Annotated in this window: 20 protein-coding genes; 11 read left to right on the forward strand and 9 right to left on the reverse strand. The window is 67.0% G+C overall.

Annotation, left to right across the window (positions count from 1 at the left end; translation table 11 throughout):
- Positions 1-96: 96 nt before the first annotated feature.
- From ACFXHE_RS32395 to ACFXHE_RS32410, 4 genes are all read left to right on the forward strand, one after another.
- Entirely contained in the window at positions 97-567 is a 471-nt protein-coding gene (locus tag ACFXHE_RS32395; RefSeq protein WP_379388356.1) for an HIT family protein, read from the forward strand.
- 384 nt (positions 568-951) lie between these two features.
- On the forward strand, positions 952-2,079 hold the full coding sequence (locus ACFXHE_RS32400; RefSeq protein WP_379388358.1) for an SDR family NAD(P)-dependent oxidoreductase: 1,128 nt from the start codon (positions 952-954) through the stop codon (positions 2,077-2,079).
- A gap of 52 nt (positions 2,080-2,131) precedes the next feature.
- A complete protein-coding gene (locus ACFXHE_RS32405) occupies positions 2,132-3,013 on the forward strand; it encodes an LLM class F420-dependent oxidoreductase (RefSeq protein ID WP_379388359.1) in 882 nt (293 codons plus the stop codon).
- Between the two features lie 119 nt (positions 3,014-3,132).
- Positions 3,133-4,086: an amidohydrolase family protein gene (locus ACFXHE_RS32410; protein WP_379388360.1), complete on the forward strand. Its 954-nt coding sequence runs from the start codon at positions 3,133-3,135 to the stop codon at positions 4,084-4,086.
- A gap of 59 nt (positions 4,087-4,145) precedes the next feature.
- Here ACFXHE_RS32410 and ACFXHE_RS32415 read toward each other — a convergent pair whose 3' ends face one another.
- Positions 4,146-4,793, reverse strand: a complete 648-nt coding sequence (locus ACFXHE_RS32415; protein ID WP_379388362.1) for a TetR/AcrR family transcriptional regulator C-terminal domain-containing protein — start codon at positions 4,791-4,793, stop codon at positions 4,146-4,148.
- A gap of 74 nt (positions 4,794-4,867) precedes the next feature.
- On the opposite strand from ACFXHE_RS32415, the gene ACFXHE_RS32420 reads away from it, so the two are divergent.
- Positions 4,868-6,379: an FAD-dependent monooxygenase gene (locus ACFXHE_RS32420; RefSeq protein ID WP_379388364.1), complete on the forward strand. Its 1,512-nt coding sequence runs from the start codon at positions 4,868-4,870 to the stop codon at positions 6,377-6,379.
- 135 nt (positions 6,380-6,514) lie between these two features.
- Here the strand turns inward: ACFXHE_RS32420 and ACFXHE_RS32425 are convergent, their stop codons facing one another.
- Complete coding sequence (locus tag ACFXHE_RS32425; RefSeq protein ID WP_379388366.1) at positions 6,515-7,198, reverse strand: alpha/beta fold hydrolase; 684 nt, start codon at positions 7,196-7,198, stop codon at positions 6,515-6,517.
- A gap of 134 nt (positions 7,199-7,332) precedes the next feature.
- Between ACFXHE_RS32425 and ACFXHE_RS32430 the strand changes: the two genes are divergently transcribed.
- Positions 7,333-10,053: an AAA family ATPase gene (locus tag ACFXHE_RS32430; protein WP_379388368.1), complete on the forward strand. Its 2,721-nt coding sequence runs from the start codon at positions 7,333-7,335 to the stop codon at positions 10,051-10,053.
- Positions 10,054-10,242: 189 nt separating this feature from the next.
- Positions 10,243-10,950, forward strand: a complete 708-nt coding sequence (locus ACFXHE_RS32435) for an alpha/beta hydrolase family protein (protein WP_379388370.1) — start codon at positions 10,243-10,245, stop codon at positions 10,948-10,950.
- A 103-nt stretch (positions 10,951-11,053) separates the two neighbouring features.
- On the opposite strand, the gene ACFXHE_RS32440 is transcribed toward ACFXHE_RS32435, so the two are convergent.
- The gene (locus ACFXHE_RS32440) at positions 11,054-11,572 is read right to left on the reverse strand and encodes a DUF302 domain-containing protein (RefSeq protein ID WP_379388372.1); all 519 of its coding nucleotides are present in this window, start codon (positions 11,570-11,572) and stop codon (positions 11,054-11,056) included.
- 131 nt (positions 11,573-11,703) lie between these two features.
- Positions 11,704-11,925 carry a hypothetical protein gene (locus ACFXHE_RS32445; RefSeq protein ID WP_379388373.1) on the reverse strand — a complete coding sequence of 74 codons (222 nt, stop codon included), beginning with the start codon at positions 11,923-11,925 and terminating at the stop codon, positions 11,704-11,706.
- A 76-nt stretch (positions 11,926-12,001) separates the two neighbouring features.
- Here ACFXHE_RS32445 and ACFXHE_RS32450 point away from each other — a divergent pair, with 76 nt between their 5' ends.
- Complete coding sequence (locus tag ACFXHE_RS32450) at positions 12,002-12,373, forward strand: HdeD family acid-resistance protein (RefSeq protein WP_379388375.1); 372 nt, start codon at positions 12,002-12,004, stop codon at positions 12,371-12,373.
- An 8-nt stretch (positions 12,374-12,381) separates the two neighbouring features.
- Here ACFXHE_RS32450 and ACFXHE_RS32455 read toward each other — a convergent pair whose 3' ends face one another.
- Both ACFXHE_RS32455 and ACFXHE_RS32460 read right to left on the reverse strand, forming a co-directional pair.
- The gene (locus ACFXHE_RS32455) at positions 12,382-14,835 is read right to left on the reverse strand and encodes a flippase-like domain-containing protein (protein ID WP_379388377.1); all 2,454 of its coding nucleotides are present in this window, start codon (positions 14,833-14,835) and stop codon (positions 12,382-12,384) included.
- Between the two features lie 69 nt (positions 14,836-14,904).
- Positions 14,905-15,768: an SDR family oxidoreductase gene (locus ACFXHE_RS32460; RefSeq protein ID WP_379388378.1), complete on the reverse strand. Its 864-nt coding sequence runs from the start codon at positions 15,766-15,768 to the stop codon at positions 14,905-14,907.
- A gap of 111 nt (positions 15,769-15,879) precedes the next feature.
- On the opposite strand from ACFXHE_RS32460, the gene ACFXHE_RS32465 reads away from it, so the two are divergent.
- Positions 15,880-16,536 (forward strand): TetR family transcriptional regulator, encoded by a 657-nt coding sequence (locus ACFXHE_RS32465; RefSeq protein WP_379388379.1) that lies wholly within the window; start codon positions 15,880-15,882, stop codon positions 16,534-16,536.
- Between the two features lie 81 nt (positions 16,537-16,617).
- On the opposite strand, the gene ACFXHE_RS32470 is transcribed toward ACFXHE_RS32465, so the two are convergent.
- Positions 16,618-17,544, reverse strand: a complete 927-nt coding sequence (locus tag ACFXHE_RS32470) for a cupin domain-containing protein (protein ID WP_379388380.1) — start codon at positions 17,542-17,544, stop codon at positions 16,618-16,620.
- A gap of 75 nt (positions 17,545-17,619) precedes the next feature.
- On the opposite strand from ACFXHE_RS32470, the gene ACFXHE_RS32475 reads away from it, so the two are divergent.
- Both ACFXHE_RS32475 and ACFXHE_RS32480 read left to right on the forward strand, forming a co-directional pair.
- Positions 17,620-18,471, forward strand: a complete 852-nt coding sequence (locus ACFXHE_RS32475) for an NAD(P)H-binding protein (protein WP_379388382.1) — start codon at positions 17,620-17,622, stop codon at positions 18,469-18,471.
- Positions 18,468-18,908 carry a nuclear transport factor 2 family protein gene (locus ACFXHE_RS32480; protein ID WP_379388383.1) on the forward strand — a complete coding sequence of 147 codons (441 nt, stop codon included), beginning with the start codon at positions 18,468-18,470 and terminating at the stop codon, positions 18,906-18,908. The genes ACFXHE_RS32475 and ACFXHE_RS32480 overlap by 4 nt, the downstream gene beginning before the upstream one ends.
- A 92-nt stretch (positions 18,909-19,000) precedes the next feature.
- Here ACFXHE_RS32480 and ACFXHE_RS32485 read toward each other — a convergent pair whose 3' ends face one another.
- Together ACFXHE_RS32485 and ACFXHE_RS32490 are read right to left on the reverse strand one after the other, a co-directional pair.
- Positions 19,001-19,696, reverse strand: a complete 696-nt coding sequence (locus ACFXHE_RS32485) for an alpha/beta fold hydrolase (protein ID WP_379388384.1) — start codon at positions 19,694-19,696, stop codon at positions 19,001-19,003.
- A gap of 163 nt (positions 19,697-19,859) precedes the next feature.
- Positions 19,860-20,465 carry a TetR/AcrR family transcriptional regulator gene (locus tag ACFXHE_RS32490; RefSeq protein ID WP_379388386.1) on the reverse strand — a complete coding sequence of 202 codons (606 nt, stop codon included), beginning with the start codon at positions 20,463-20,465 and terminating at the stop codon, positions 19,860-19,862.
- Positions 20,466-20,489 lie beyond the last annotated feature (24 nt).

Genomic DNA, 20,489 nt, shown 5'->3' on the forward strand with positions numbered 1-20,489 from the left:
TCCCGCCCGAGTGGGGCACACTTCATCGCACCTCGAGTGGATCGTCCCGCTCGGCACCTGTCGGTACAGCTGATGCGGGCTCGCTAATGTGTGGAGATGAGCGATTGGCGCAGTGACCGGATCGGCAGCGCCTTGCGTGGGGCGAATCCGACAGTGATGTGTCGGCTCACGGCCGGGTTCGCCGTCATCGGTGATACTCAGTTCCTGCCCGGCTATTCACTGCTACTGACCGATGATCCTGCGGTGCAACGCCTTTCCGAGTTGCCGCGCCCGCGGCGTACTGCGTTTCTTGCCGATATGGATCGGTTGGGGGAGGCGGTCGAGCGGGCGTGTACGCGACTGGATCCGGCCTTCCGGCGGGTGAATCTGGAGATCCTCGGCAACACCGATGCCTTCCTGCACGTTCATGTGTGGCCGCGATTCGATTGGGAGCCAGACGATCTGGTGGGCGGACCGGTGTGGCTCTATCCGCCCGATCGGTGGACCGATGAGCGCTACGCGCTCGGCGCACGCCATGACCAGATCCGGCAGGCGATCACCGGCGAGCTGCATACGCTGTCCGTCTGAGGGCGGCGCGCCCTCGCCTACGGTCGTATCGGCGAGCTCGATGACTAGCCGACGTTCGGTCTCGCGAAGAACTCTTGTCCCGCTTGGTGTTCGGGCTTCCCGGAACCGCTTTCCCGGTCCGCCACTCACACGGTGGGGAGATTTGCCGACGGTGAAAAACATTCAATACCAGATCGGACATGAAACAGGACGGTCCTGGTAATTACACGTTTCGGTGACCGATGCTGGGCGCAAGAGATACGACGATGCCAGGCCGGGGGAAATCGGGATGCTGAGTCTGTGGCGACACCGGCGAGGTAGATGGAATGTTCATGTGTACATCGACTTCGACTGTGTTGGGCGTGACAATTGGATTGCTGGTAAGAGCGTTCTGGTCGGGAGTCGGTGCGGGCGGAGACGGTTTGCGGCTCGCCAGGCGGTGGGATTGTCGTTCGGTCGGTTGTGTGGCCCGGCGGCGGGTTGGGAGAGTCCGGCGCATACGCCGCCGATCGGCATTGCCGGCGGTGGAGACAGACGTTTTTGCGTGTGCGGACGACGTGGATTCGGTTCACACGGAAGGAGCTCACGATGCCTACTACTGTTTACGGCGCCGCGACCACGGCGGCCGAGATCGTCGCCGATGTTGATCTTCATGGTCGGCGTGTCGTCGTCACTGGCGCGAGTTCGGGGATCGGTACCGAGACCGCTCGGGCGCTGGCCTCCGCGGGTGCAGAGGTGACCCTGGCGGTACGGAATGTAGAGGCCGGCCGGAAAGTTGCGGAGGACATCGGCGAGAAGCTGCCGGGCGGGGTCGGTGGGGTGCACGTGGCCCGGTTGGATTTGGCCGATCCTGGGTCGGTGGCGGATTTCGGGCGTGCCTGGAACGGACCGTTGCACGTGTTGGTCAACAACGCCGGTGTGATGGCCCTGCCTCAACTCACCCGCACCCGGACCGGGTATGAAATGCAATTCGCTACCAATCATCTCGGTCATTTCGCATTGACGACCAGCTTGCACCGGTCGCTGGCCGCCGCGGGCGGTGCCCGGGTGGTCTGCGTGGCCTCGATCGGGCATTTGTTCTCGCCGGTGGTCTTCGACGATCTGCATTACCGGTTCCGCCCGTATGACCGGTGGACGTCGTATGGTCAGTCGAAGTCGGCCAATATCTTGTTCGCTGTCGGTGCTGCACGGCGTTGGGCCGATGACGGTGTCACGGTCAATGCGTTGATGCCTGGCAATATCGCCAGTACCGCGTTGGCGCGTCATATGAGTCCGGGCGATCTCGAGGCTTTCGGGGAGCAGACCGATCTGTCGTTGCCGCCGGTGAAGACGGTCGAGCAGGGTGCCGCGACATCGGTGCTGCTCGCCGCCAGCCCTCAGGTAGAGGGTGTTACGGGTCGCTACTACGAGGACTGCGCTCCGGCTCCGGAGATCAGCGAACGCGCCGGCCACACCGGTGGAGTCGCGCCCTACGCACTCGATCCGGACAATGCCGAGCGTCTCTGGCGGGTCTCGGAGGAACTGACCCGATGATTCCGAGGTTGATCCTGCCAGGGAAAGCTCGATGACGTCGCGAGGAGTAGCAATGACTACGCCAGAGAAGGCCACAGGCGACCTCGGCAAATTCGGCGTCTTCACGTTGGGTGGCGTCTTCTCCGGCGGCCCCACCCCCGAGCAGGCCCAGGAAATCGAACGCCTCGGCTACGGCACGTTATGGGTGTCTGGTTCTCCGCCCGCCGAATTGTCGTTCGCGGAGCCACTTTTGGCGGCGACAACCGCGCTGAAGGTGGCGACCGGTGTTGTCAACATCTGGTCGGCGGACGCCAAATCTGTCGCCGAGTCGTTCCATCGCATCGATACCGCCTGTCCGGGCCGATTCGTGCTCGGCATCGGGGCCGGTCATCCCGAGCACACCGAGGAATACCGCAAGCCCTACGACGCGCTGGTCGACTACCTCGACGAGCTGGACGGAAACGGCGTACCGGCTGATCGGCGTGTGCTCGCCGCGCTCAGGCCGCGCGTGCTGAGGCTGGCGGCACAACGCACTGCCGGGGCGCACCCGTACAACACCACACCCGAGCACACCGCACAGGCCCGCGACATCATCGGGCCGGACGCACTGCTGCTCCCCGAGCACAAGGTGGTGCTGTCCACCGACACCGACGAGGCCCGCGCGATTGCCCGCACGGTGATGGCGGAAACGTACAACTACTTCGCCCTCACGAACTACGTGAGCACCTGGAAGCGGATGGGTTTCACCGACGCCGACCTCACCCGGCCCGGCAGCGACAGGTTCATCGACGCCCTGGTCGCCTACGGCACCCCCGACGACATCGCCGACCGGCTGGGCGAGCATCTGCGGGCCGGCGCCGACCACGTCGTGATCCACGTGCTCGGCGGCTCGGACCAGCTGTTGCCGACGTTGACCGGGCTGGCCGGCGCGCTCGGGCTGACTCCGCGGCCATGACCTCTCGCGATGTTTCCCGACAGGTCTACGTCATTCAACGGATTCGGGACGGGGCGGTGCGGCCATGACTTCGTCCTTTCCGGGGTGCCGATCGGGTCCCGAGAGCAGGAGGTATCCGAGTGCGAGTAGATGTGCATGCCCACTATTGGACCGGCGACTATCTCGACCTGCTGGTCGATCTGGGCAAGACCGACACTGATACTCAGCGCGGCATGGGTGCCGGCGGGGGCACCGAACTCGAGGCGCGGCTGCGGCTGATGGACCGCGCCGGTGTGGATATGCAGATTCTGTCCGCGGCACCCCAGCTGCCCAATGGCCAAAACCGCGAAAAGGCCGTTGCCGCAGCACGCTTCGTGAACGACCAGTACGCAGACGTGGTGGCGCGCCACCCGGATCGGTTCCTGGCCTTCGCGACGACGCCCATGCCGCATATCGACGACTCGATCGCCGAACTCGGCCGCGCGATCGACGAATTGGGCATGGTCGGAGCCGTCATGAACACCACGGTGCTCGGACGGGCCCTGGTCGACCCGGAATTCGCGCCGGTGTTCACCGAACTCGATCGCCGCGGCGCGGTGCTGTACCTGCATCCCGCGGGCAACAGCGCGTGCAGTCCGCTGATCGCCGACTATCACCTGACCTGGATGGTCGGCGCGCCGATCGAGGACACGATCAGCGTCATGCAGTTGATCACCCACGGATTTCCGGTGCGCTACCCGAACATCAAGGTGATCAACTCGCATCTGGGCGGAGCCCTGCCGATGCTGTTGCAACGTGCCGACAACCAATGCCGGTGGGAGGCACCACAAACCCCGGACCTGCCGAGCGCTCTGGCCCGCCGGATGTGGTACGACACCGTCGGGCACGGCCATCTGCCGGCCTTGCGTGCCGCGATCGACTCCTTCGGTGCCGACCGACTGATCCTGGGCACCGACTTTCCCTACGAGGCCGACGACATCTTCGTCCGCGCCGTCGACTACATCAACAGCCCCGACATCGCCGCCGCCGATGCGAAGGCGATCCTGGAAACCAACGCCGAACATCTCTTCCGCATCTCCCCTCGACATGGCTGACTGCACCGGCCAGGGGAGTGCGGGCGTCCGTCATCATTCGCCCACGTCGAAGGTGCCAGTTATGCGGTCGCGGAGGATGCGGCGATGCCGGACAGCATGAGACGGATGCCGAGTTCGAAGCGATGTTCAGGCGATGAGCCGAGGATTACCGGGAAGGCTTGTGCCGTCAGTGGAAACGTTGCGGGGTCGATGACGGCGCTCAGTTCTTCGGGGTGAGTATCGCCGGATACTTGCCGAAACTCTTCCAGCGCTTGCTCTTCGATGCAGAAGCCGACGATGAAGTGACGTAGCAGGGCGGTGGGCAGTGCGGCGTCGGGGATCGGGAGCCCCCCGTCTCGCCAGGCGCGCAGCACCGATTCGGTCACCTGGAACGTCGCGGGGTCGGCGGCGAAGGTACCGGCGAAAACTCTTGCGCCGTCGCGGTGTTCGAGCAAGGTGCGGCGTAGGGCGACGGCCCAGTTCATGATTCGGTCCTGCCAGGGCGCCTCAGGGTCCAGGGTCGCCATCCGGGTCGCGGCGTCCGCGCTCATCGTGACCGCCATCGTCCGGAAGATGTCCTGCTTGGATTTGACGTGCCAGTACAGCGTGGGCGCTCGCACACCGAGTTCGGCGGCCAGTTCACGCATGGTGATGCCCTCGATGCCCGACTTGTCCAGCAGCTTCAGGCCGGCGCGCGCGATCACATCCCGGTTGAGTTTCTCGACCACCTGGCCAGTCTAACAATGTTCGAGTACTCTCTAACATTGTTAGAGAGAGTGTCGAATGATTCGGAGGGGCACGGATGTCTACCGAGAGCCAGAGGCCGATCATTGTGGCGGGAGCCGGGCCGACGGGCCTGACCCTGGCAACCGAATTGCGGCGCGGCGGCGCCGAGGTACTCCTGCTGGACCGCCGGGCGAATCGGGGCGTGGACGGGTCGCGGGCCGCGGGGATGCAGCCGCGCACGGTCGAAATGCTCGACCAGCGCGGCATCGCAGAACGGTTCCTGGCCGTCGGCCCGCCACGCGACCTCGGGAATTTCGCGGGCATCCGACTCGACTACAACCGGCTTCCGAGCCGCCACCCCGGCGCCTACAACATCATGCAGTCCGAGACCGAGGAGCTCCTCGAAGCCGTGGCGGCGGAGCTCGGCGTGCAGGTGCGCTGGTCCACGGAGGTTACCGGGCTGCGTCAGGACGCCGACGGCGTCGAGGTCACCGTCGACGGCCCGGATGGTCCCGAAACCCTGTGCGGCAGTTACCTGGTGGGCTGCGACGGCGGTCGCAGCACGGTCCGCAAGCTGAGCGGGGTGGGATTCCCCTGCACCGTCGCGCGGATGGTGTGCCTGATCGGCGACGTCGTCCTCGCCGAGCCGCCGCGGCAGCCGATGTTCCTCGAACGGTTCGAAGGCGGCCTGTTCACAGTGATCCAGTTCCGGCCGGGCTGGTACCGGGTGGTCACCACCGAACGTGAGCGCGCCGCGGGCCCCGGCGATCCGGTCACCCTCGACGAGCTTCGCGCCTCCACACTCAGGGTTGCGGGCACCGACTTCGGAATGCACAGTCCCACATGGCTTTCCCACTTCAACGATGCCAACCGCCAGGCCGACCGCTATCGGGTGGGGCGGGTCCTGCTGGCCGGGGATGCCGCGCACATCCACCTTCCGGCTGGTGGGCAGGGCATGAACATGGGCATGCAGGACGCCTTCAACCTCGGCTGGAAACTCGCAGCGGTGGTGCGCGGCGACGCCCCCGACGCACTGCTCGACACCTACCACGACGAGCGCCACGCCGTTGATGCCGAGACCTTGAAACTGATTCGGGCGCAATCGACTTTGGTCCAGCCCGACCCGATGCTGGGCGACCTGGTGGACGTCCTGACCGACCTCGTCGGCTTCGGCGATGTCAACACCTACTTCAGCGCCAAGCTGTCCGGGCTCGACCTCCGGTATCCGATGCCCGGAGACCACCCACTGCTGGGTCGCCGCGTCCCCGACGCGGACATCAGCTCCACGGCTGGCGACGAGCGAATCTTCGACCTGCTCGTTACGGCACGCCCTGCCCTGCTAGGCTTTTCGAACACGGCGCAGCTGACCGCAGTCGCGACCGGCTGGGCGGACCGAATCGACATCGTCACGGCCGACCGTGCGATCGAATCCTGGGACGTGCCCGGCGTCGGGACCATCCCGGCACCGTCGGCGCTGCTGATCCGACCGGACGGATATGTGGCGTGGGTAAGTGACAGCGACCCGGATCTCGCCGCCCTGCAGCGGGCACTCGGGCGCTGGTGCGGACCCGCACTCCATCACGCCTGACCCAGGAGCGACCGGCTACCCGCTTGCCGGTGACCGCCTCGATATGGGCGATGTCGCGGACCTTCGTGAAATCCGAACTGCCACAGCATGATCAGCGGTGTGCCGCCCGGAGCATCCGAGCGGCACACCGGGGCCTCACTGGAGCGTCGCCGCGGCCTTCTTGATCAGGTCGGCGACCACTCCGGGCTGCGAGACGTAGATCGCGTGGCTTCCGGGCGTTTCGACGACGGTGGCGCCGATGCGCTGCGCCATGGCGGCCTGCTCGGTCGGCGGGATCATCCGGTCCTCGGTGACGTGCAGGTACCAGCTCGGCTTCGCATGCCAGGCGGCCTTCGTCACCACGCCGCCGAGTGCGTCCAGCCCCCACGGCACCTGCGAGTCGGCCATGAATGATGCCTCCTGCGTGGAGACATCGGCTGCGAACGATTCGGCGAACTTGCCGCGATCCAGGAACAGGTAGCCGTTGACCGGCGGCAGGATGGGCGGCTGCGGCCCGTCGGCCGGGAACGTGCCGAGAAGCGTGTTGACCGACTCGCCTTGGTCGGGCGCGAAGGCCGTCACGTAGACCAGCGCACCGACTTTGTCGTGGTTGCCGGCCTCGGTGATCACCGCACCGCCGTACGAGTGTCCGACGAGGACGACGGGACCGTCGATGGTGTCGAGTATGTCGCGTGTAGTAGCGGCGTCGTCGGCGAGGGACTTCGTCGGGTTCTGCACGATGCGGACATCGAAGCCGTCGGCCGTCAGCGCGTCGTATACCCCGCGCCATCCGGCGCCGTCGACGAAGCCGCCGTGCACTAGAACGATGGTGGCACTCATCTTGTTTCCTTCCAAAGCTGGTGGACAGCAGTGAATCTACGAATTCCGGAGGCCATGACGAATCGGTCAAATGACTGTCTTCGGCCGTCGGAGCGAGGTGCAGCCGGTAGTAAGGTCTGCGTGTGCAGGGTTGGGTGTCGACAGGACCGCTTGTAGGACGTACGCGCGAACTGGGCCTGCTGCACGGCTTCGTCGAAACCGCGGTGGCCGAAGGCGGGGCGCTGCTCATGGCCGGCGAGGTGGGAGTCGGCAAGACTGCGCTGCTCGGTGCGGCGGCCGCCCACGCGGCCGGGCTCGGCGCACGTGTGCTGCGCGCGTCCGGCGTCGAGTTCGAGGCGGAGGTGAGCTTCGCCGGGCTTCATCAACTGGTCGCTCCGCTTTCCGCTGAGATCGCCGCCCTCCCGCCCGACGCCCGGCGGGCGATCGGCGTTGCCGTCGGCCTCGCGGTGGGACCCGCGCCCGATCAGCTCGCACTGACCAATGCGCTGCTCGCCCTGCTGTCCGCTGCCGCGTCTGAGTCCTCCGTACTGATGGTGGTCGATGACCTGCAATGGCTCGACCGAGCGAGCGCCACTCTGTTCGGCCTCCTCGCGCGGAGGCTGGACGGCACGGGTATCGGCTTGCTCGGTGTTGTGCGCACGGGCGAGGGCAGCGTGTTCGAGGAGGCCGGACTTCCGGAGATCGCCGTCGGACCGCTCGACGACGACGCGGCAGCGGCGCTGCTCACCGAGGCTTTCCCCGACCTGCCGCCACGGGCTGCCCGGCAGGTACTGGCCGAGGCACAGGGAAATCCGCTGGCGCTGATCGAGCTTCCGACACACGACGGCCCGGCCGCTGCCGATCCCAGCGTCGGTCGCACGCCCGTCGGCCGACGGTTACGGCTGACCTTCGCTCGGCGGATCGAAGGGCTCCCCGCCGAGACACGTGCCCAGCTGCTGCTCGCGGCGCTCGACGGCACCGGCGAGCTGTTCCCGGCGATCTCGGTCGGCGAGCTCGAGCCCGCCGAGCGTGCCCGACTGATCCGTGTCCATCCGGTGACCCGCGGCGTCCAGTTCCGGCATCCGCTTACTCGATCTGCGGTCGTCGAGCTGTCGACCGACCAGGAGCGGCGCGAGACGCATCGACGGTTGGCAGCGCGCCATCCGGCCGACTCCGAAAGGCGCGCTTGGCATCTCGCGGAGGCGGCATCGGCGCCGGACGAACAGATCGCGCAGCTGCTCGAGGAAGCAGCGCTGAAGACCAAGGGACGCGGCGACCCGGTCGGCGCGATCGACCTGCTGCTGCGAGCCGCCGAGCTGAGTCCGGGTCCCGACGACCATGACCGCCGTGCCATGTTCGCGACCTATCTCGGCGCCGACGTCACCGGGGATCTCACGAATCCGCGCGCGCTTGCCGCCGGACGCGGCGGGCAAGGCCGGACGGTGGCGGCCGCCGTCGCCGCGGCGGCGTACATGGTGAACAGCGGCGGCGACATCGATACCATCCACAGGCTGCTGCTCGGCGCGCTACGCAACGTCGGACAGCCGGTCCGAGGCTGGGACGCACCGCTGAGCGAGATCGTCTATGTGCTGCAGGCGAACTGCTCCTTCGGTTCCCGTGCCGAGCTGCTGGACGATTACCAGGCCGCGCTCGATGGGCTCGGTCTCGAGCCTCCGGAAATCCTGACCTTGCTCGGCAGCACATTCCTCCAGCCCGCGCGACTGGCGAGGCCGTCGCTCCCGCTGCTCGACGAGGCGATCGCCGGTATCGGCGATCAGTCCGATCACGCCCACGCGGTGCGGCTCGCCATCGCGGCGATGTATGTGGACCGGATGGCCGGATGCCGCAACGCACTGTGGCGCGTAGTCGAGCACGGCCGTGCCGGTGGCGCGATCGCATCGGCGATCAAAGCATTCGCGCTGCTGGGATTCGACGGTGTGCTGAGCGGCGACTGGGATGGCGTGCTGAGGCTGGCCGACGAGGGCCTCGCGTTCACGACCCGGCATCACTACCGACTGCTCGGCGGCTTCCTGCAGTACGACCAGGCGATGATCGCGGCCGCCCGTGGTGATCGCACGACCGTCCGGCGTCTCACCGACGATCTGGTGAGTTGGGGCGGGCCGAATCGCATCGGTTTCGTATTGCAGCTCGCCGCGCACGCGAAGGCCATCGACGCGCTCGGCAGTGGGGAATTCGAGACCGCGTACCGTCACGCGCTCGAGATTTGCTCGCCGGAGACGGTGCCCGTCTGCAAACCCGCCGCGCTGTGGGTCCTGCTGGATCTGGTCGAAGCGGCCGTCCGGGTCGAGCGGATGAGGGAGGCGAGGGCGCACGTCGCCGACATCCAGCAGGCGGCTGTCGCCGACCTCTCGCCCCGGCTGTCGCTGATCACGGCAGGCGCCACCGGAATGACCGCGCCGTCCGCCTCCTTCCGCGACGCGTTCGATGCCGCTCTGGCGACCCCTGGGGCGAACCGCTGGCCCTTCGCGCACGCGCGGATTCGGCTCGCCTACGGCGAACGGCTCCGCAGGGCAAAGTCGACTTCCGAGGCCCGTCGCCATCTGACGGACGCCCTCGACACATTCGAACGGCTCGGCGCCATCCCATGGGCAACCCGTTGTCGCGCTGAGCTACGTGCGAGCGGGCTGCCCGCCGCCGACCGAGCGACAGAGCCGCCGGACCCGCTGACTCCGCAAGAGCGCGAGATCGCCGCCCTGGCCGCCGCAGGCCTGACGAACAAGCAAATCGGCGAACGCCTCTACCTTTCCCCGCGAACCGTCGGAGCTCACCTCTACCACGTGTTTCCGAAACTCGGCATCAGCTCGCGAGCCGCACTGCGGGACGCGCTCGAGAGACTGTCGAACCCAAGCGTCTGACAGCGCACGACAGTTTCGGAACGACGAGGTGCATCACCTCGATCGGGTGATTTGGGGTGACGGCGGCGGGTGATTGTCCAGTCACCGGTCTCGCAGTGCCTCGGGCAGCCAGCTTGGGCCCGACGTCGCGGCCGCGCTCACTCATTCGGGTGAGTGCGACAGCGACGTCGACTGCTGCAAAGTGTGAACATGTCGAGCGCCCAGCAGGCGACGAAGTGGTTACAGACCGGGAATGGACGCGAGGGAGGCTCGATGACCAGGACGCACATAATCGTGCTGCCCGGCGGTGGATACGCCGAACACGCACAGCACGAGGGAGAACCGGTCGCCGACTGGCTGCGCTCGATCGATGCTGAGGCAAGCGTCTTCCACTACCCGCTCAATGTGCGGCACCCGGTTCCGCTGAGGGCTTTACGCGCCGAGATCCGCCGCCGACGGGCCGAGGGCGCACGGCGTATCGGGGTCGTCGGATTCTCCGCCGGCGGCCATCTGGCCGGACTGGCTGCGCTGGCGCCCGGAGCAGACACCGACGAAGCAGTTCAATTCGCCGTTCTCGGCTACCCGATCACGTCGATGGAGACCGAGACCTACCGTCCTTCCCGGCTGATCCTGCTCGGTGAGGATGCCGGCCCGGAACTACGCCGGTCGACCTCGCTGGACGCCCTGGTGACGCCCCAAGCACCACCGTTTTTCGTCTGGCACACCGCAGAGGACGCGTACGTGCCGCCCGAGCACACCTACCGACTGGCTTCTGCATTGGCTGCGAACGACGTACCCCATACAGTGCATGTGTTCCCGCATGGCCCCCATAGCCTCGGCCTGGCACGCGGCGCTGGTGACGCCGCGACCTGGACCACCCTGGCCCATCACTGGATCCATGAACAAGTGAGAGCCTGAAGGCAATCTCTGATGACAGCCCTCGCGGCCGAGTTCCCATCTACCGCGGCGGGCATGGGGCACGAATTCGACTGCACCCGAATGTGACCGAGCAAACCGATCGTCATTCGTTTTCGCCGATAAGCTCCTGCGGTACCTGACCGCCGAGCAATCGGATGAGGGTGGCCAACAGGCTGTCGAGTTCACGACCCACCGCTGTGACGATGGGATCATTGAAGCTGCCGAACATCAGACTGGGCTGGTCGACGGCGAATGTCGTCCCACCATCGGGGCCCACGAACACCAGGGTGCGTAAGGGCGCATGCAGCATGACCGCAGGATCGTGACGGAACATGCGTTCGGCAATCGTGTGATTGCCCATCAGATACTGCGTGGCCCTCCCCTTGGACGGCGAGCCCGCCATCGCGGCGCCGATATCGCTACGGTAGTAACACATGAACCCGTGCGGTGCTGTGAGCGCTGCGATCTCGAGGACCTCATTCCAGGATCCAGCCTGCGCGAATGCGGCGGGATCTACTGGAGGGACAAGCTTTTCGTAAACTGTCACCGCCTCCTCATAGGGCTGAGGCAGCGCCACCAGCAGTCGGCGGGTTTGGTGTTCGATTGTGGATGAGGTGCCCATGTCTGAACCTGCCTGGTCTGTGCCGATCTGGCCCGGTCTGTGAATCGGAGACGTCGGTTAGGTCGGAATCGAGGGAATTGTCGGCGCGTTGCCGATTCGAGCGGATTGACCACCGGAGTGCACCGGCCGCATCACAGACCGTCACCGGCCGATTTGCGCGCCCCGACGAAATCGCCGACCTCGCTGTCTATCTTGCCAGCCACCCGGGCCGCCAATATCACCGGATCGGACTTGATCATCGACGGCGGAATGATCACCACCATTTGACGGGCGGCGACCGGACGCCACGTGCCGAGAACCACCTGCCGATCACGCTGCGTGGCCGGCGTAGCGGCGGACGCACGGGCCGCCACGCCGCACGGTGAAAATCGGTGTACCGGAACACCTTCGGTGAGCTCGCGTGATCCCGGATAATCGACGCACGGCGATTTGGAAGGCGGCGACCATGTCCCCGCCGGGGTCCGCGTGCTGGCCCTGCTCAGCGGCGCGCTCTCGCTGATCCTGGGCTTCCTCTGTTTCCGGGATGCGCTGGAATCCATCTTCCTGCTGGCCCTGTGGATCGGCATCGGCTGGCTGTTCCGCGGTATCGCTCAACTGGTTTCGGCCCTCTCCGACCCGGCGGTCCCGGCTCGCGGCTGGCAGACCCTCTTCGGACTGATCATCGTGGCGGGCGGCATCGTCCTGATCGTGTCCCCATTCGCCTCCATCACCGCCCTGGCGCTGGTCACCGGCTGGTGGCTGATCGTGCTCGGCGTTATGGAGGCCATCCATGCCGTCCAAATGCGCCGCGCCACCAGCTGACAGGGGGCTCACACGAATTCGCGGCGCTGGGCGATGCCGAGGGCGACCCAGCCCACCGGGACGTTGAGCCAGAAACTGAGCAAGCGGTAGACGAGCACGGCCGAGGTAGCCGCGCCGGCGGCCGCCCCGAGCGCGATGAGCCCCGCGATGAGCGCGGCCTCGAGCGCGCCGAGCCCGCCCGGTGTGGGCGCGGCGTTCGCCAGCAGGCGAGCGCCGATGTACACCGCGCCCACCTGTACGAACGGCAGACCGACGCCGAACGCGTGCAAACACAGTGCCAGACCGGCCATTTGCACGAGCGGCAGACCGAGGCCGCCCACCACACAGCGTGCGAGCTTGGCCGGGTCGGCGGCGATCGCAGCGATCGCGTCGGCCGCAGAGCGCAGGAACCGCCAGACCTTCTCGCGCAGGAACCGCCGGCCCGGCCCGGTCATCGCCGAACCCACCCCGGCAACGCTGAGGACGAGCAGGACCGGCAGCAGTTCGCGGGCGGTGGGCAACTGCAGATGCACCTGGCCGCCGCGTCCGGTCCAGGCGAAGAAGACAACGGCCACGACCACCGAACCGAGCCCATTGAGCAGAGTCTGCAACCCGACGGAGGCGGTCGCCGCCCCGGCGTCGACCCCGGCCTTCTGCAGGAACCGCAGATTCAGCGCCATGCCCCCCACATTGCTCGGAGTTATCCGGTTGAGAAACGACGCAGCGAACTGGACGGTGTAGTTGGGCAGGAACGGCAGTCGCTCCGGAATCGTGCCGGATTGCAGCATCGTCGAGAAGAGTTGTGAGACAAAGGTCGTCGGCAGGGCGGCCAGGATCCACCACCAGTCGGCGGTGCGCAGGGCAGCGACGGCGGCCCCGGCGTTCGACAGCTGCGGCAGGATCAGATGCAGGACCAGAAATCCGCCCGCGAGACCCAGCGCCTGCTTCCACGTGAACCGGGCAAGCGGCGCCGGTTTCTGCTCCGGGGCATCCGTTGCGGATCGCACGTGCGCGGCCAGGTCGCGCAGCAGGCTCGGGCGTCCGCCCGGATGTAAGGTCCGGCGTCGCTCCGACGCACGGGCCGCGCGTGTTTCGGCTCGATCCCGGTCGGTGACCGCGCGCCGTGTCGAGCTCGTCAATGCCAGCGGCTGGAGATATGGCGTGACGGTGGCCAACCGCTCCGGACCGAGTCCGGCGAGCGCGGCGGCGACGGCACGCTCCGGCCCGACCTGAATCGCGGTGGCCGCCAGCAACTCCGCCACATCGGACCCGAGTTGTCGTGCCGTCGCCGCGAGCTGTCCCCGCGCGAAGGCGGTCAGTCGCGTGCGTCCATCCGGCGTCACCAGCACATGGTCGGGCCGCAGGGCGCGGTGGGCGATGCGATGCTCCTGCAAGCGCGCGACCGAGGTCCAGACGTCGGTGAGCAGCGCATCGGAGGGGTTCTGCAGGGTGGTTGTGGTGACGGGAGTGGTGGCCAGCAGCGCACCGCCTCCGGCGACCGGGTAGGCGATGGCCGGCTCGACCACCCGCGCGCCCGCGCGGTCGGCAGCCACCAGCATGAGCAGCTCGTGTTCGGTTGCGGCCAGGGGTGTTTGGGCGACATCGCCGGGTTCGCGCAGCAGGAACCACCGCGACCAGCGCCGGAACAGGTCTCGACGCTGGTCGTCACCCGCCAGTACCCGGATGGTGAGCGCCGGGCCGGACGTTTCGGCGAGATACCGCACCCCTTCACCCGGGATGCGTTCGGCGGCAGGGAGTTCGGTGAGGCAGGTGACGGGTATCCCGCAATCGATGAGCGCCGCCGCGACGGCTCGAGCCGAGGGCCGGTCATCGGGTGCGCCGCCGATCAGCAGGATCGCAGATCCGGCGACCGCGCCGATGGCCGGCGCAGCCACTGCCTCGAGCGGGGCGATCGAGGCAGTGGCTGCGCTCAGAATCGCGCACCACATCGGCAGAGCCCATACCGCGCGCCGTCCGCGTGCCGGGAGCCAGGGTCCGGCGGCCACTGCGGCCGCCGCGCATCCGGCGAGGTAGATCATGGACGGCCAGCCCGCGGGAACGAGGCCGCCGCGGCCGGCCAGAACGTCGGGCCACTGTCCCGGCCTGCTTCCCGCCAGCGCGAGATCGGTGAGCAGCCAAGCGATCAGCACGCCGAGCCCGGCCGCGGGGAGTATCCGCCCCAGCGCGTCCCAACGCTGCCGGGTGCGGACCGTCCACAGCGCGGTCAGCGGTGCGGCGATGGCGACGACCTGCACGATTCCCACGAGCGCATCGCGCAGTCCCGGGGGCAGCGCGGTCACGGCCTGCAGCAGTCCCTGTTGCGAGGTCCGCGCGAAATCGCGTGTCGCGGTGGCCAATACGACCGTTACCGTCAGTACAGCGACGGCTGCCGCCAGTCGAAGGGCATCGGCCGCGCGGCGGACGTCGCCCGGTGGCGGGGCGTCGATCACCGGTGGGACATCGGCGACGGTCCGGGTCGGCATGCAAACGCCCCTTTCACGGTGCTGCGGCCGGTTCTCATCCTTGCCGTCCCGGCCGAGATTCGCAGGGCTTCAGTTGTTCGGTGAGCTCGCTACCGGCTGCGGCATCATGGCCTGCCACAGCGGGGTCGGGTCGCCGTGGGTGGCCCGGCGGAATTCCTCCCAGTACCAGTCCTGGCCGAGCAGTTGCTTGAGGCGGGGGATGGCCTCGCCGTCAGGGCCACTGTAGTAGCGGACCTTGCGGGTGTTGCCGTCGGTCACCATGCGGAAGATCACGTCGGCGGTGAGAGCCGGGTCGGAGCGGACCAGGTTCAGCGATCCGAAACGCGTCATCGAGTCCAGATATTCGGCCGGGACGTCGGTGGCGCGGTCGACCTTGTCGAAGATGCGGGTGTCCATGCTGCCGGGCAGCAGCGCCTTGACGACGACCCCGAATTCAGCGAGTTCGGTGTGCAGGCCCTCGCTGAGCGAGACGACCGCGGCCTTGGACGCCTCGTACACGGAGGTGTACGGATACCCCTGGTCGGCGCTGATCGAGCCGACGTTGACGATCACGCCGGAACCCTGCTTGCGCAGGATCGGGATGAACGCCTTGTTGAGCGCGATGAGCCCGAACACATTGGTCTGGAACTGCCGGTGCGCCTGGTCCATGGTTGTGGCCTCCAACGGTCCGGCCTGGTAATAGCCGGCGTTGTTGACCAGGGCGTCGATGCGGCCGAACTGGGCGAGCGCGAGTTCGCCGAAGGCCAGATCGGCGTCCTCGTCGTCCACGTCGAGCAGCAGGGTCGCGACATTGTCGATTCCCTTGTGTACGTCCAGATCTGATTCCTTGCGGACCGTCGCCACGACATTCCATCCGGCCGCGGCGAACCGCTCGACGCTGAGACGTCCGAAGCCGCTCGAGGTGCCGGTGATCACGATGGTGGGCTGGGACATTGCCACTCCTCACTGGTGGGTGCTGGTGGGACGAAGGGACCTCCGAACCACTGAAGTTAGTACAACACTGTTTTATTAATAGTGCAACAGTGTTGCGCTATGCTGGCTGTCATGAGTCCGACCCCACCTCTGCGTGCCCGCAGTGCCGAGGCCAAACAGCAACGTGAACAGGCGATTCTCGATGCCGCGCGGACGCTCGCCGGTGAGCGCAGCGTGCGTGAGGTCACGCTCACCGATATCGCCGCTGCCGTCGGCATGCACAAGTCCGCCATGCTGCGCTATTTCGAGACGCGGGAGCAGATCTTCCTGGCGCTCACCGCCGAGGGCTGGCGGGATTGGTCGGCCGAGGTGGGAACCCGGCTGGGCGAATCGGCCGATCGTGATCCCGGGGCGATCGCGTTCGCGCTGGCGAGTTCGCTCGTCGCGCGCCCGCTGTTCTGCGACCTGCTCGCGCAGGCCCCGATGAACCTGGAACGCAATGTCTCCCTCGAGACCGCCTACGCGTTCAAAGCCGAGGTGCTCGCCGAAGTCGCTACTCTGACAACCACTTTGCGCCAACTGTTGCCGATCACCGAAATTGCGGCGACCGATGTCGTCTCCACGGCCACCGGCATGGCCGGGGCGCTATGGCAGATGGCCGCGCCCGGTACCGGCCTGCGCGCGCTCTACGAGTCCCGCCCCGAGCTGGCCCACGCCGTGGTCGACGTCGAACCGAAACTCACCCGCATCCTCACCGCCCTGCTGATCGGGCTCGAGACGGCATCCTGACCGCTGGTTCTTCAATCGAGATTCGCACGGGCGCAGCGGAATTGAGTATGTGAGGTTCCGGGTCCGATCGCCGTCGTCTGCTCATGCCCCGTGGATCGGCTCGGAGGGTCTGGCGAGCTCGGTCCGACGCCACTGGCCCGGCGGTTGCCCATGATGGCGGCGGAAGGCGGCGGCGAAGGCGTTGGGTGAGGTGTAGCCGGTGCGGTCGGCGATCTGGTCGAGGGTCAGCTCGCCGGTACGGAGATGGTCACGAGCCAGGGTCATTCGCCATTCCGTGAGGTACTGCACGGGTGGTTGGCCGAGGGCCCGTTCGAAGTGCCGAGCGAAAGCGGGACGTGAAAGTCGGCTCAGAGCTGCCAGTTCGGGCACCGTCCATGGATGACCGGGGTCGGAGTGGATGGCGTGCAGCGCTGGGCCCAGCCGGGAATCGCCGGCCGCCCGGTACCACGCGGGCGCTGTCGGGTTCTGTTCGAAGCAGGCACGCATCGCCAAAACCAGCAGCACATCGAGAAGCCGGTCGAGGACGGTTTGCTGTCCGGGGGCCGGTCCGCTCAGCTCGCGCGACAGCATCGCGATGACATCGTGCAGGGGATCACCGGCGGCGGTGCGCAGGAGCAGGGTCGGGGGCAGGGTCCGGATCAGGCCGTGGCCGACGTCGCCGGCGAATCGATATGCGCCACACAGGAATACCGTCGCATTCCGGAGGTCGGCGTGCTGGTCGTCGGTGTGGAGTTCGCGGAAGCGTTCCGGTGAGATACAGGCTGCTCGCGCTTCGTGTGCGATGTGGTGGTCGGGGCCGCCGCGGACCAGTGCCAGGTCGCCGGGAGTCAGTTCGATCGCGTCCGTGTGATCGTCGAGCCACAGCCATGCGCGGCCCTGGACGACGGTGTGCGCGGTCAGCTGGATGGTGCCAGGCAGCCGCAGCCCCCACGGTGGTTGTGCGACCGACCGGGCGAAGACCCCGCCCGACGCGCGGGCACACGCTAAATGGTCTTGCAGAACATCCACTTGATGAGAGTATCTCATCGTAATTGGAGCGTTTCGCGCATTGATAAGCTCAATCGACGCCCCCAGGATGATCGTATGACGTATCCGACTGCTATCACTCTCGTGCTCGGTGCCACCGGTAAGACCGGTTCGCGCGTGGCGAGCAGGCTGCGCGCGGCTGGGATCGGGGTGCGCACCGCGGCCCGAACCGGCGCCGACGTCCGCTTCGATTGGGGCGACGCCCGCACCTATGCACCGGCACTCGCGGGTGCCGAACGGGTCTATCTCGTCGGTCCGGTCGGGCGTATCGACTTCGCCGGGCAGGTTGCGGCGTTCCTGGACCAGGCCGAGGCCGCCGGCGTCGGTCACCTCACCTATCTCAGCGCCTACGGGGTCGACGCCGCGCCACCGGAAATGGCCACGCGCAGTGTGGAACTCGACCTGATCGGTCGCACTGGCCTGAGCCACACGATCCTGCGCCCGGCGTGGTTCATGCAGAACTTCAGCGAAACCTTCCTGGCTCCGGTCAACGGTGTCATCGCGGTCCCCACCGGCAATGGCGCGGAGGCGTTCATCGACGCGGACGACATCGCCGCGGTCGCGAGCGCGACCCTGGCCGATCCGGCCGCGCACGCGGGCGCGCAGTACACGCTCACCGGTCCCGAAGCGATCACCGTCGCGGACGCGGCCGCCATCATCAGCCGCGTCTCGGGTACGACGGTGACTCATCTCGACATCGACCGCGACGAATGGATCGCCGCCGCCATCGCGGGCGGAATTCCGGACGAGTATGCGTCGGTACTGCGCATGCTGACCGAAACCATCGCGTCCGGACATGGTTCACGGCCCACCGGTGATGTCGAGAAGGTCACCGGTTCGGCGCCAACGGACTTCACCGATTTCGCGCACCGCACGGCAGCAGCCTGGAGCAAGGAGACAGCCCGATGACCCGGATCGGCAATCTCGAGGATTTCCGTGCCCTGGACCCGTTCTTCCGAATCATCGAGCAAGGCGTCAACGGTCTCGTGGACGGCGACCATTTCTTCGACATGCTCGCCGAGGACGTCGTCATCGAATACGTGATCACGGTTCCCGGCTATCCACGCCGGGTGATCGGCCGGCAAGCCATCGCCGACCTGTATCGCCCCTACGGCGAGACCTTCGTCCTCGACCGCTGCCACGACCTGGCCGTCCACCACGACAAGGACACCGGCGTGGTCGTTCTCGAATACGCATCCCAAGGCCGTACGGTCGCCACCGGTGCAGCCTACGCCAACCGCTATATCTCGGTGCTGACCATCGCCGATCGCAAGATCGTGCACTGGCGCGACTACCTCGACCCGCTGGCGGTCTTCGACGCAATCGGATGGCCCACCGGCACCTGAGGTCTCCCCGGCAATGATCTTCCCGCACAACGAAACTCGAGCAGCCGCTCTCGCGAACGCCTGCTGCAGCTCTGCCCGCTGTTCGAGGCCGGCTACGCCCCCTGACAGGATTTCGCGGCGGTGCGGATCACGTCGATCACCAGGCCGGGCTGGGACAGCATGGGGACATGGCTGCTGTCCGCCTCGTAGGTGCTGGCGTTCATGCGTTTCGCGCAGAAGCGCTCCAGCTCGGGGTGCACGGTGCGGTCGTTTCTGGCCACGATGTACCAGCTCGGCGTCGACTTCCATGCGGTGCCCGCGACCTGTTGGTTGAAGAGGTCCGCGGTGGGGACGCCCTGGGTCGCCAGCACGAGTTGCTGCTCCTGTTCGGAGAGATCGCCCGCGAAGTACTCGATGCCGTCCGGTCGCAACCAGATTCGACCCTCGGCGATCTCGATGTGCGCGAACAGATCCGTCGTGGGGAACTTGGCCTGCAGACTCTGCGACGTCTCGTCCTCGTCCGGGGCGAGCGCGGCGATGTAGACGAGTCCCGCGACACGGTCATCGGTCCCCGCGGCCGTGATGACGGTGCCGCCGTACGAGTGACCGACGAGGATGGCCGGGCTGCTGACCCGGCCCAGCGCCCGCTTGACCGCGGCGACATCACCTTCCAAGGTGTCGAGGCTGTTCTGCGTGGACACCACCTGGTGTCCCTCCGCCTGCAACGTGGGAATCACCTTGCTGAAGCAGGACCCGTCGGCCCACAAGCCGTGAGCGAAGACAATGCTCGGTGTGGTCGGCGTCGACATGATGCGCACCCTTCCTCGGCACGAATCAGCCGGATCCGCACCGCACTAGGTTGGTTCTCCGTCTTCGAACCGTGATGGCCGGATCGGCCCCCACAGCCCTCATCGTCCTCCACGACCCGCACTTGGACCGAGCTTTCGCGAGGTTCTGTCCCATCGGTTGGGGCTATGGCCGGGACTTCAGCCCGAGAGCGGGTACGAGTCGGCGGCGCAGGTAGCCGCGCAGGCGCTCGGAGTCGCTGGTGGCGGGCGTGTCGAATTGCAGGATCGAGATGAGGAATCTGATTGTCGTTTCCGCGATTTCGTCGAGGTCCAGTTCCAGGTCGGGCTCGTACTGGCGGATGGGTTCGAGATAGTGCCGGGCCAGCCGCAGTGACTCCGGTGTCATCAGTGTGGCGAGCCATTCGGCGTCGGCGGAGCCTGCCGAGGACAGGGCGGTCCGCTGGGTCTCGCGCAGTAGTCGCGCGCCCGCGACGGTGGCCTCCACCACGAAATCCGCTGCCGTGGGCGCATGGCTCGCCTCGTCGACGATGTGCTGGAACAACCCGGCCGAGACATGCGTCGCGGCGAGTTCGATCAATTCTTCGCGGCCGCTGAAGTGTGCGTAGACGGTCGGTCGCGAGACCCGCGCCTCGGCGGCGACCACGCTGATCGACGTGCGCGCGCGACCCAACCGGATCAGGCATCGGGCCGCGGCCTCGACGAGCCGCTGCCGCGCGCCCGCGCCGTCCATGGGTGGATCCCCACCCCAGGCCAACTTCGGAGCTGTCACAGTGGGTCATCCTAGGTGCTTTAC

The organism is Nocardia sp. NPDC059229, from assembly GCF_042754165.1.
In the GTDB taxonomy this organism is placed as follows: Bacteria; Actinomycetota; Actinomycetes; order Mycobacteriales; family Mycobacteriaceae; genus Nocardia.